The organism is Halomonas heilongjiangensis, from assembly GCF_002879645.1.
In the GTDB taxonomy this organism is placed as follows: Bacteria; Pseudomonadota; Gammaproteobacteria; order Pseudomonadales; family Halomonadaceae; genus Halomonas; species Halomonas heilongjiangensis.
Map to the genome: position 1 here is coordinate 55,750 of NZ_PNRE01000025.1, position 10,785 is coordinate 66,534.

12 protein-coding genes are annotated in these 10,785 nt (G+C 67.6%); 4 read left to right on the forward strand and 8 right to left on the reverse strand.

From position 1 onward, the window contains the following. Positions 1-8: 8 nt before the first annotated feature. Entirely contained in the window at positions 9-920 is a 912-nt protein-coding gene (locus tag C1H66_RS05160) for a coiled-coil domain-containing protein (protein WP_102626835.1), read from the reverse strand. Positions 921-1,203: 283 nt separating this feature from the next. Between C1H66_RS05160 and sodB the strand changes: the two genes are divergently transcribed. Then, positions 1,204-1,782: a superoxide dismutase [Fe] gene (gene sodB / locus C1H66_RS05165; RefSeq protein ID WP_102626836.1), complete on the forward strand. Its 579-nt coding sequence runs from the start codon at positions 1,204-1,206 to the stop codon at positions 1,780-1,782. A 91-nt stretch (positions 1,783-1,873) separates the two neighbouring features. Here the strand turns inward: sodB and C1H66_RS05170 are convergent, their stop codons facing one another. Beyond that, positions 1,874-3,181 carry a nucleotide sugar dehydrogenase gene (locus C1H66_RS05170; RefSeq protein WP_102626837.1) on the reverse strand — a complete coding sequence of 436 codons (1,308 nt, stop codon included), beginning with the start codon at positions 3,179-3,181 and terminating at the stop codon, positions 1,874-1,876. A gap of 5 nt (positions 3,182-3,186) precedes the next feature. After that, positions 3,187-4,077 carry a UTP--glucose-1-phosphate uridylyltransferase GalU gene (gene galU / locus C1H66_RS05175; RefSeq protein ID WP_102626838.1) on the reverse strand — a complete coding sequence of 297 codons (891 nt, stop codon included), beginning with the start codon at positions 4,075-4,077 and terminating at the stop codon, positions 3,187-3,189. Between the two features lie 215 nt (positions 4,078-4,292). Between galU and ubiG the strand changes: the two genes are divergently transcribed. From ubiG to C1H66_RS05190, 3 genes are all read left to right on the forward strand, one after another. Continuing rightward, on the forward strand, positions 4,293-5,018 hold the full coding sequence (gene ubiG / locus C1H66_RS05180) for a bifunctional 2-polyprenyl-6-hydroxyphenol methylase/3-demethylubiquinol 3-O-methyltransferase UbiG (RefSeq protein WP_102626839.1): 726 nt from the start codon (positions 4,293-4,295) through the stop codon (positions 5,016-5,018). After that, entirely contained in the window at positions 5,015-5,683 is a 669-nt protein-coding gene (locus C1H66_RS05185; RefSeq protein ID WP_102626840.1) for an HAD-IA family hydrolase, read from the forward strand. The genes ubiG and C1H66_RS05185 overlap by 4 nt, the downstream gene beginning before the upstream one ends. 167 nt (positions 5,684-5,850) lie before the next feature. Beyond that, positions 5,851-6,705, forward strand: coding sequence for a hypothetical protein (locus C1H66_RS05190; RefSeq protein WP_102626841.1), 855 nt, complete (start codon positions 5,851-5,853; stop codon positions 6,703-6,705). Positions 6,706-6,744: 39 nt separating this feature from the next. On the opposite strand, the gene C1H66_RS05195 is transcribed toward C1H66_RS05190, so the two are convergent. From C1H66_RS05195 to tolA, 5 genes are all read right to left on the reverse strand, one after another. Then, on the reverse strand, positions 6,745-7,506 hold the full coding sequence (locus C1H66_RS05195; RefSeq protein ID WP_102626842.1) for a YciK family oxidoreductase: 762 nt from the start codon (positions 7,504-7,506) through the stop codon (positions 6,745-6,747). Between the two features lie 17 nt (positions 7,507-7,523). Beyond that, positions 7,524-8,300 (reverse strand): tol-pal system protein YbgF, encoded by a 777-nt coding sequence (gene ybgF / locus C1H66_RS05200; protein ID WP_102626843.1) that lies wholly within the window; start codon positions 8,298-8,300, stop codon positions 7,524-7,526. A gap of 47 nt (positions 8,301-8,347) precedes the next feature. Next, entirely contained in the window at positions 8,348-8,878 is a 531-nt protein-coding gene (gene pal, locus C1H66_RS05205; RefSeq protein ID WP_102626844.1) for a peptidoglycan-associated lipoprotein Pal, read from the reverse strand. Positions 8,879-8,924: 46 nt separating this feature from the next. Beyond that, on the reverse strand, positions 8,925-10,217 hold the full coding sequence (gene tolB, locus C1H66_RS05210) for a Tol-Pal system beta propeller repeat protein TolB (RefSeq protein WP_102626845.1): 1,293 nt from the start codon (positions 10,215-10,217) through the stop codon (positions 8,925-8,927). Continuing rightward, positions 10,217-10,785: cell envelope integrity protein TolA (tolA, locus tag C1H66_RS23165; RefSeq protein WP_102626846.1), on the reverse strand; the 569-nt coding region annotated here is incomplete at its 5' end. The genes tolA and tolB, both read right to left, overlap by 1 nt.

Here is a 10,785-nt window from a genome sequence, read left to right on the forward strand (position 1 = left end):
CCCTTGCCTCAGCGCTGCAGGGCCTCGATCCGGGCACTCAGAGCGAGCTGCGAGCGACGCAGCTCACCAAGCTCGGCTTCCAGCGCGCCCAGCCTGCCCGCCATGGCATCGGAGCGCTCCGCATCATCATCCCGTGATGCCACCGCGGCTTCAACCTCATCGACGAGCCCCGCCACCCGTGCGGCAAGCTCGTCGAGCCGTTCCTGCAGCTGGCGCTCCTCGCGGGTCAGCCGCTCCTCGAGATCGCCGTGGGCCGTCGCCAGCTCCTCATGGGCGGCCTCGAGGCGGCCCAGGGCCTCGCCCTGGCCCGCCTCGGCTTCCAGCGACGTCAGCCGTTCATCCAGGTCGGCGAGGCGCTCGCCATCACGCTCGCGGGCATCGCCCAGCGCCGTGACCCGTTCGTCCAGCGCGGCCCGTCCCTCGTCGCCGGCGCGCTCCAGGGCATCGAGGGAACGCCGGGTCGCCGCCAGCACGGCATCGCGAGTCTCGGCCTCGTCGGCGACGTTCGACTGCCGCTGCTGCAGCTCGTCGATGCGTTCATCGATGGCCGCGAATCGCGCCGGCACGCTCTCCTCCTGACCCGATAGGCGCTCGTCGAGTTCCTCATCCCGGGCCTCCAGGGCCTCGAGGCGTGACGCGAGGCGTTCGAGGGCCTCGCCGCGGCCCTCCTCCGCGTTGAAGCGGGCATGGACATTGGAGACCTCGCCTGAGAGCCGTGCAAGCTCACGTTCGAAGCGGGCCCGCTCCTCCCAGCCGGCCCAGGCCAGGGCACCGCCGGCGGCGATCAGCACCAGGAGCAGCAGCCACAGCGGCCAGACACGCGGCGGGGGAGGATGACGCAGACGGTGGGGTGCCAGGCTGGAATCCGGGTCCGGGACGATCGGTCGCGCATACCGGCGGTCATCCGGGCGCTCTGCCATGGCGAACTCCTTAACTCTCGAGCGATGAAACCTGCCTCGAACGGCAGGCGTGGCAGCCTTGTGACGGAAACCCGAGCCTGACGATCGGAATTGGCGCCTCCCGACCCGGGTGCTATGATGCCGCGACAATAGTTGCACAGCGTTTTCTTAGTGTAAGGTTTTTTTCGCCCCGAACGCACGGGCCACCGCCAACACCCTCGAGGCCGGCCCTTGCCGTGGCGGCGATGAATCCTTCACCATGAGGCGCTGTCTTACCACCGTGACGACAAAGGAGAGTCCCTGAATGGCATTTGAACTTCCCGCCCTGCCGTACGAGAAGAACGCGCTGGAACCGCACATCTCCGCCGAGACCCTCGACTACCATTACGGCAAGCACCACCAGGCCTACGTCACCAAGCTCAACGAGCTGGTCGAGGGCACCGAGAACGCCGGCAAGTCCCTGGAGGAGATCATCACGTCCTCCTCCGGCGGCCTGTTCAACCAGGCGGCTCAGGTCTGGAACCACACCTTCTACTGGCACTGCCTGTCGCCCAACGGTGGCGGCGAGCCCACCGGCGCCCTGGCGGAGGCCATCACCGCCAAGTTCGGCTCCTTCGAGAAGTTCAAGGAGACCTTCAACGCCAACGCCATCGGCAACTTCGGTTCCGGCTGGACCTGGCTGATCAAGACCGCCGACGGCGGTGTCGACATCGTCAACACCAGCAATGCCGACACTCCGATCGCCCATGACCAGACCCCGCTGCTGACCATCGACGTGTGGGAACATGCCTACTACATCGACTACCGCAACGCTCGTCCCAAGTACATGGAGAGCGTGTGGGCCCTGATCAACTGGGAGTTCGTCGCCCAGAACTTCGGCTAAGGGGCCGACGCCATCGCGTCACCTCGCTGAAGCGACCAGAACGAAACGGTCCCGCCAGAGTGGCGGGACCGTTTCGTTCCAGGGCGGGGTATCAGGGGGCGGCGACGGGATCCGCTCGTCGACCAATGCCGCGATAGTAGAGGCCCTGGGCAGCGGCCCAGGCCGGGTCGTAGATATTGCGTCCGTCGAGCAGCAGTTTCTCGCCGAGCAAGCCCGTTAGCCGCGGCCAATCCGGGTTCCAGTACTCCTTCCACTCGGTGACCAGCATCAGGGCATCGGCACCTTCACAGGCGTGGTAGGGATCCCCTTCGAACACCTCGAGCAGCGGATGTTCGCCGACCTCGGCCAGCAGGGCATGGATGGCCGAAGGATCATGCAGCCGCACCCGGACCCCCTGGGCCCAGAGGGAACGCAGCAGCGTCAGCACCGGGGCATGGTCGATGCGCGCGGTGCCCGGCTTGAAGGCCGCCCCCCAGATCGCCACGGTGCGCCCCTGCAGGCGGCCGTGGAAGTGGGTCCAGAGCTTGCGGAACAGCGTCTCCTTCTTGTGCTCGTTGATATCGAGCACCTGCTCGAGCAACGCCGAGTGGCGCCCGCTCGCCGACTGCACGTCGGCCAGCCGCATCAGGTCGCGGGAGAAGTTGGGGCCACCGAAACCGCAGCCCGGGTAGAGGTACTCGTAGCCGATGCGCGAGTCGGCCCCCATGCCGCGACGCACATACTCGACGTCCACCCCCAGGCTGTCGGCCAGGCCGGCGATCTCGTTCATGTAGCTGATGCGGGTCGCCAGCATGCCGTTGATCGCCAGCTTGGCCAGTTCGGCGGCACGCCTCGGCATGCGCTGGAACACTTCACTGCGGCGGTTGAAGGCGCGCAGCAACTCCCGCACCCGGACCTCGGCCGGGTCGTCGTCGCAGCCCAGCAGCCAGCGGCCGGGCCGGGTGAAGGTCTCCCAGCCACGCCCCTCCTCCAGCAGGTCGGGCAGCGCCACGGCGACGCCGCGCCCGTTCAGCATCGACTCGAGTCGTTCGGTCTCGCCCACCGGAAAGGTGGAGTTGTTGACCAGCACCAGGCCGTCGGCGGCCCGTTCGGCGATCGTGCCGAGCGGTGCGGCGAGATCGCCGCGCTGCTCTGGCGACAGGGCGAGCCAGAGAATCTCGATGGCCTCGCCGTCATCCGCCGACAGGATCTCGGCCTCGATCAGCCGCAGACTCCCCCGGGTGATGCCCTCCTCGAGTTGCTGGGCAAGCCGGGGTTCGCGATTGAGCCAGTCGGCGTGGCGAAGCCGCGACCAGGGGGCGCTGGCATGGGGTAGCCAGGTGACCCGGTGCCCCACCCAGGAGAGCGCCGCCGCGGCGGTGGCGGCAGAGAGCTCACTGCCATGGATCAGTACCCGCATGGGACTCACTCCTCGTTGGCGTAGCGGGCGAGCAACTCGCGAAAGCCCTCGCCATAGCGGGCGTGACGACGGCCGTAGGCGAGGATCGCCTCCAGGTAGCCGAGCTGGTGACCGCAGTCATAGGTCTTGCCGCGCATTCGCCAGGCATCCACGCCCTCTGTCCGGCGCAGGGCCTCGATGGCATCGGTGAGCTGGATCTCGTTGCCGGCGCCCGGAGGGGTCTCGGCGAGCAGCGGGAAGATCCTCCCCGGCAACACGTAGCGGCCGATCACCGCCAGGTCGGAGGGCGCCTCCTCGACGGAAGGTTTCTCGACGACGCCGGCCAGTTGGCGCGACTCACCAGGGCCGGGAATCTCGCCTCCGGTATCGACGATGCCGTACTTGTAGACCAGTTCGTGGGGAACCTCCTCGACCATCAACTGGGAGCGCCGGGTACGCGCGAAGGCATCGATCATCCCGGCCAGGTCGTTGTGCTCGAGGCCAACGTCGTCGACCAGCACGTCGGGCAACAGCACCGCGAAGGGTTCGTCGTCGCCCACCACCGGCCGGGCACAGAGCACGGCGTGGCCCAGCCCCAGCGGCTCCGACTGGCGCACGCTGATGATATTGACGTCCCCGGGGACGATGGAGCGCAGCTCCTCCAGGAGCTCATGCTTGCCCTTGGCCTCGAGGCTCGCCTCGAGCTCGAAGTGCTTGTCGAAGTGGTTCTCGATGGCGCTCTTGCTGCCGTGGGTCACCAGCACGATGTCACGAATGCCGGCGGCCACCGCCTCTGCCACCACGTACTGGATCACCGGTCGGTCGACGATGGTGATCATCTCCTTGGGAATTGCCTTGGAGGCCGGCAGGCAGCGGGTGCCGAAGCCGGCAACGGGAAGCACGGCCTTGTTGATCATGGTGCAATCCTTGTCCTGTGAGTAATCGTCAGTGAATGTCGACATGTGACGCTTGCCACCGGAAGAGACGCACCGGTGAAACCTTCTCGCCCTGGCAGGTCATGGGAATGCGGCCCCCGGAGCGGGTAGAATACCTCATGATACCGAACGAGCACCGCCCTGCCACCGTGCCGGCTCGGCGACAACTCAAGTTGATTCCAGAACGGAGAGCTCCGATGAGCGCAAGTCACACGGATGCGGGTAACGTCGACCCCGGCGAGATCGCCAAGTTCGAGGCGCTGGCCGCCCGCTGGTGGGATCCGGAAAGCGAGTTCAAGCCCCTGCACGACATCAATCCGTTGCGCCTCGACTTCATCGATGCCCGTGCCGGGCTGGCCGGCCGGCGGGTGGTCGACGTGGGTTGCGGCGGTGGCCTGCTGGCCGAGGCCATGGCCCATCGAGGCGCCGCGGTCACCGGTATCGATCTGGGCGAGGCACCCCTGGCCGTGGCACGCCTGCACGCCGCCGAGAGCGGCGTCGAGCTCGAGTACCGCCAGGTGAGCGTCGAGACGCTGGCCGCGGAGCGGCCCGCCACCTTCGACGTGGTGACCTGCCTGGAGATGCTCGAGCACGTGCCCGACCCGGCCTCGGTGGTGCACGCCTGTGCCCGGCTGGTCAAGCCCGGTGGTCAGGTGTTCTTCTCGACGTTGAACCGCAACCCCAAGGCCTACGCCCTGGCGATCCTCGGTGCCGAGTACCTGCTGCGCATGCTGCCCAGGGGCACGCACGACTACGCCAGGTTCATCCGCCCCTCGGAACTCGCCGGCTGGTGTCGCGAGGCGGGACTCGAGGTGCGCGAGCAGAGCGGCCTGGTCTATAACCCCCTGACCCGCCGCTATCGCCTCTCCCGTCGCGATGTCTCGGTCAACTACCTGATGCACTGTCGGCGGGAGGTCGCGTGAAGGCTGCCGTCTCGCGTCCGGGCGCGCTGCTCTTCGATCTGGACGGCACCCTGGTGGACACCGCGCCTGACCTGGCTCGAGCCACCAATGCCCTGCGTGCCCACCATGGGCTCGCTGCGCTCGAGTATCCGGTGATACGGGCACAGGTCTCCAACGGCGGCAGTGCCCTGGTAACCCTGGCGCTGGGTCTGACCAGGGAGGCCGAAGGGCATGACGCGGCCCGCGACTTCCTGCTGGAGGCCTACGGACAGGCCGTCGCTGCGGAGAGCCGGGTGTTTCCCCCGCTCGATCGACTGCTGGCCGACTGGGAGGCCCGCGCACGCCCCTGGGGCATCGTCACCAACAAGCCTCGCGCCTATGCCGAGCCGCTGATCGAGGCGCTCGGGCTGACGCCGGGCGTGCTGATCTGTGCCGACGACCTGCCGGTGAAGAAACCGTCACCGGAGCCACTGTGGGAGGCCGCCCGCCGGCTGCAGGCGACGGTATCCGACTGCTGGTATATCGGCGATCACCTGCGCGACATCCAGGCCGCGCGGGCGGCCGGCATGGCCGCGGTGGCGGTGGGCTACGGTTATATCGAGGAGCACGACGACTACCGCACCTGGCCGGCCGATCTCTGGTTCGAGACGGGCGAGGCGCTGGTGGCGGCACTGCTCGGGCACTGAGCCAGGACCAGGTGCCTGGTCGGGCATGACCATTTTCAGTCTGGCAGGGAGGTGGCCCGGGGGCGACACTGAGGGAGGCGGCCCACGACTCCGTCATCCCTGCGCCGGCAACCGCCGCCGGGGCGTATTGTCGTGGCTACTTCGCATCTGGCGCCAGGGTACCGGTCATGAGCAAGCGTTGCCCACACTGCCGCAGCTACGGCGTCTTCAAGAAACGGCGACGCCTCTGGAGACGCCTGGCCAGGCGCCCCCACACCTACAGCTGCATCGACTGCGGGGCCACCTTCTCCCGTCATGACGCCCTCGTCCCGGCGTCGACCAGGGAGGCCCTGCCAGCGCCTGGGCTCGCGCCCGATATCGTCCAGAGGGTGCGCCGGCTTACCATGCGTGTCGTCCGCTCGTGGTTCCTGGGCCATGGTCCCCAAGCGCGGGGGTGGCTGGGATCGCTGAGGCACCTGCGGTGGCGAGCACCGATCGAGGTCTGGGTGATCAAGCAGATCGATGACGACATCCTGCACCTGTGCGGCATCGGCACTCTGCACTCCGAACAGCGACACCGGGACGTGATCGAGGCCTTGAAACGGGGAAGCTACCATGGCGGCGTACGCCTCGGGCAGACCGGCATCGTCCTCAACAGCCGTCTCTTCACGGCGCTGATTCCCCTCGATGCCCTATGCATCGAGCCCTCCACCCGCGCACGGTGGCAGGGACGGTCCTGGCAGCTCTCGCATGTGCCACAGCGCTGCTGGCAACACGAAGGTCGCCTGGTCGCTCACCTGGGGCCGGTCGGCGACCGGGCCGGCCTGATCAGTTGCGAAGATGTCTCCACCCTTCTAGAGGGCGTCGCTCCGGATGCCGTTGCAACCGGCATCGTGGTCTTCGAGTCTGGAGCCGCCCCGGGAGACCCCCTGCCGAGCATGGACGAATTCCGCGCTCGCCGGGCCAGGGGGGACGCGGGCAGGAGTGAGGAGCTCGCCATGGGGCGACGCTGGAAGCCTCCCAAGGGCGGCGATCCCAGCTGACGCCGGGGGCGCTCGAGGGGCACGCCACCCGGCTGGCATTCAGGACCCGGAGGGCTGGGCGTCGAATTTCTCGCCATTGTGGCCGCGGCTGTCCGGGCCCATCAGCCACAGGTAGGTAGGCATGATCTCCTCGGGGGTGCGCAGCGAGCTCGGATCCTCGCCCGGATAGGCGGTCTTGCGCATCTGGGTGCGTGTCGCGCCGGGGTTCAGGCTGTTGACGCGGATATTGCCCAGGTGCTCCAGCTCGTCGGCCAGCACCTCGACGAAGCCTTCGGTGGCGAACTTCGACACCGCATAGGCACCCCAGTAGGCCCGGCCCCGGCGCCCGACACTGGAGGAGGTAAAGACCACCGAGGAGTCCGCGGAATACTTGAGCAACGGCAGCAAGGCCTGGGTCATCCAGATCGGGCCATTGATGTTGACCTGCATCACCTGCTCCCAGAGCTCGGGGTTGTACTGCTCGAAGGGGGTGATGCGCCCGAGTAGACCGGCATTGTGCAGCAGGCCATCCAGGCGACCGAACTCCTTGTCCAGGGTCTCGGCCATGTCGTGGTAGTCCTTGAGGGTGGCGCCCTCGAAGTTCAGCGGGAAGATCGCCGGCTGCGGCCCTCCGTTGGCCTCGATCTCGTCGTAGACCTTCTCGAGCTTGGCGATGGTGCGGCCGAGCAGGATCACCGTGGCCCCATGACGGGCGAAGGCGAGCGCCGCCGCCCGGCCGATGCCATCACCGGCCCCGGTGACCAGGATGATGCGGTTCTCGAGCAGACCATCCGGTGCCTGGTAGTCGATCTTGCTGGTCATCGATGCTCCTTGGTGAATCAGTTGCCCGACTGGCGCAGGAAGTCATTGGCCAGTCCAGCGGCGCTGCTCTCGGGATACGTCTCACGGACCCGCTCGAGCAGCTCACGGCTCTCGCCGGGCTGGCCCTGACGCGCCTTGAGCAGGCCCAGCTTGTAGAGCGCATCGGGGACCTTGCCGCTCTGCGGGAACTGGTCGAGCACGGTCTGGAAGGCTCCCTCGGCCTCGTCGAGCGAGCCTTCGGCGGAGTGCAACTCGCCGAGCCAGTAGTAGGCGTTGGCGGTCAGGTTGTTGTCCGGGTGTTCGGCCACGAACCGGTTGAAGGCGTTGATCGCCTCGCCGAACTCACGGGACTGGACCCTGGCGAATGCCGCCTGGTAGGCCGCCTGGGCATCGGCGCCGGCACCGCTCGGTGACGGGGTCCGGGCGACCTCGCGGGCGGCCTGGTCGTCGACCTGGGCGGAGGCGTCCATGTCCATCCTGGCACCGCCGGACGCCAGGCGTTCCTCGAGGTCCAGGTACTGTTCGCGGCTCTGCCGCCGTAGCTGGTCGAGCTGGTGACGCAGCTCCTCGACCTGGCCGCGCAGTTGGCGAAGCTCCTCTTCGTGCTGCTGGACCTGGTTGAAGATCACCAGGCTACCGCCCGCTTCCTCACGGGTTTCCGCCTGCTGGTAGAAGGAGCGCGGCTGGCTGGTGAGATCCTCCACCACCGGTTGCTGCGCCATCGCTGGGAGCCATACGGACAGCGGGAGCATCAGGGCTCCCGCGCCGCACAGTCCTTTCAGACCGTGTTTCATGCGTGTCTCCATCGGCGCGGGTTGCGTTCGACCGGGTCGCGATCGACTCAGTAGGCGAAGATGACCCGACGGTTCTGGGCGTAGGCCTCCTCGTTATTGCCACGCGCGGCCGGACGCTCCTCGCCGTAGCTCACCACCTCGACCTGGGAGGGGGATACGCCCTGTACGCTGAGGAAGCGTTCGACGGAGCGGGCACGCCGCTCGCCCAGGCCCATGTTGTACTCGCGGGTGCCGCGCTCGTCGGTATGTCCCTGCAGGACCACACGGGCATTGCCGTTGGAGCGCAGGTAACGCGCGTGGGAAGCGAGCACCGGCTCGAATTCGCTGCGGATGCGATCGCTGTCGAATTCGAAGTAGATGGTGCGCTGCTCGGGGATACGGCCATCGGCCTGCTGGCCGGAGCCGTTGCCCATGCCGCTGCCGCTGACCTGGCCGCTGCCGGCCACACCGGTTCCGGCGGCACCATCACGCGAACCGTCCATGGAGCCGTCCTGAGTACCGCCACTGCTGGAACAACCAGCCACGAAGGCCAGGGACAGGGCGACCGCCAGGGTCCTGGCGTAGGGCTTGAGTTGCATCGTCTTACTCCTTGCTGGTTACGAAAGACACCATCGTTCGATCTGGTCAGTTCAGAAAGGGTGACCAGGCAGGTTCGCGCACGTCACCCTGCGCCGAGGGCAGCCGGAAAGAGGCGCGTCCATCGGCCGATACCGCCCCCAGTACCCCGCTGTTTCCCTGCTGGGTGGCGAAGATTACCATGGTCCCGTTGGGCGCAACACTGGGAGATTCATCCCGGTTCGACTCGCTGATCACCACCAGTCGGCCGCTGTCGAGATCCTGCCGGGCCACCTGGTAACCGTTGTTGCTGCGGTGGATCAGGAAGATCGACTCGCCGTCCGGTGCGAAGCGCCCCCGGGCATTGTAGTTGCCGGTGAAGGTCAGGCGCTCCTGCTGGCCGCTGGCCAGGTCATGGCGATAGATCTGGGGGCCACCGCTGCGGTCGGAAGTGAACAACAGGCTGCGGCCGTCCGGGGCCCAGGACGGCTCGGTGTCGATGCTGGAGCTGTTGGTGAGCCGCTGGAAGTCGTTCGAGCCCACGTCCATCACATAGATCTCCGGTTGTCCGTCCTTCGATAGCGACATGGCAAGCTTGCGGCCATCCGGCGACCAGGCCGGGGCGCCGTTGATGCCCTCGAAGGAGGTCGCGCGCACCCGCTGGCCCGAGGCCAGGTTCTGAATGTAGATCGCCGGGCGCTCGGTCTCGAAGGAGACATAGGCCAGCTTACCCCCGTCCGGCGACCAGGCCGGCGAGAGGATGGGCTCGACCGAGGAGAGCACCTGCTGGCTGTTGCGGCCGTCGGCATCGGCCACATAGAGGCCGAATTGCATGTCGTCGCCGACCCCCTGGGCGGTGACATAGGCGATACGCGTCGAGAAGGCCCCGCGGATGCCGGTGATCGCCTCGAAGATCTGGTCGCTGATGTGGTGGCTGGCCTTGCGCAGCTGCCCCTGGGGAGTCGTCAGCACCTCGCCGAGCATGCGGCGCTCGCCACTGACATCCATCAGCTCGAACTGGATACGGTAGCCACCGCCGTCCTGGCTGACGCGCCCCACCACCAGGTAGCGTACGTCCAGGGCTCGCCAGTCGCGATAGCGGACCTCACCACTCTCGGCGGGCTGCTCGATCATGGCGTTGCGCGGGAGCGGGTCGAAATAGCCGCTGCGCTCGAGGTTGTCGTGGATCACCTGGGCGACATCCTCGGGCAGGTTCTCGCCGCCCGCGAAGGGCACCACGGCGACCGGGGTGGCCCGGTCGCTGCCGCGAGTGATCTCGATGGTCAGGTTGGCCTGGGCGTGGGCCAGGCTGCCGACCATCAGCAGCATGGCGGCCAGCCAGGTGGTCATCAGGGCTTTCATCAGCGTACATCCCCCGGTCTGAATCGCAGATTGAATTGACGGTAATCCCGTTGTACCGCGGCTGGCAACTGGCGCAGTTCGCTGAACGGCGCAGCGGCCTCCACGGCCTGGACCGCCGAGCGGTCGAAGGCACTGTCGCCGCTGCTCTGCGCGATCGTGGCCGTGAACAGCTCTCCGGACGGCCCGAGGCGCACCGACACCTCGGCGGCGGCCCCCTGCGGCACGTTGAGCGGAATCACCCAGGCCTGCTCCACCGCGCGGCGCACCAGATTGATGAAGCTGTTGGCCGCCTCCTGGCCCTGCTGGGCATTGGCCACGGCATCACTCTCGCCTTCGATGGCCCGCTGCAGGGCGGCCTCGGCCTCTTCGGCGGCACGCTGGGCGGCCTCCTCGGCTTCGCGTTGCCGCTGGGCTTCTTCCTCGCGGCGCCGTTGCTCCTCGGCCTGGCGCTGGCGTTCGGCTTCTGCCTCGGCCTGGCGCTGGCGTTCGGCTTCTGCCTCGGCCTGGCGCTGGCGTTCGGCCTCTGCTTCGGCCTGGCGCTGGCGTTCGGCCTCCTCCTCGGCCTGGC

Bases quoted from the DNA above. Each gene is read 5' to 3' on its own strand.
- pal (WP_102626844.1), bottom strand. From the start codon at position 8,878: ATGCAACTCAAGCCCTACGCCAGGACCCTGGCGGTCGCCCTGTCCCTG.
- tolB (WP_102626845.1), bottom strand. From the start codon at position 10,217: ATGAAAGCCCTGATGACCACCTGGCTGGCCGCCATGCTGCTGATGGTC.
- C1H66_RS05160 (WP_102626835.1), bottom strand. From the start codon at position 920: ATGGCAGAGCGCCCGGATGACCGCCGGTATGCGCGACCGATCGTCCCG.
- C1H66_RS05195 (WP_102626842.1), bottom strand. From the start codon at position 7,506: ATGACCAGCAAGATCGACTACCAGGCACCGGATGGTCTGCTCGAGAAC.
- galU (WP_102626838.1), bottom strand. From the start codon at position 4,077: ATGATCAACAAGGCCGTGCTTCCCGTTGCCGGCTTCGGCACCCGCTGC.
- ybgF (WP_102626843.1), bottom strand. From the start codon at position 8,300: ATGAAACACGGTCTGAAAGGACTGTGCGGCGCGGGAGCCCTGATGCTC.
- C1H66_RS05190 (WP_102626841.1), top strand. From the start codon at position 5,851: ATGAGCAAGCGTTGCCCACACTGCCGCAGCTACGGCGTCTTCAAGAAA.
- sodB (WP_102626836.1), top strand. From the start codon at position 1,204: ATGGCATTTGAACTTCCCGCCCTGCCGTACGAGAAGAACGCGCTGGAA.
- ubiG (WP_102626839.1), top strand. From the start codon at position 4,293: ATGAGCGCAAGTCACACGGATGCGGGTAACGTCGACCCCGGCGAGATC.
- C1H66_RS05170 (WP_102626837.1), bottom strand. From the start codon at position 3,181: ATGCGGGTACTGATCCATGGCAGTGAGCTCTCTGCCGCCACCGCCGCG.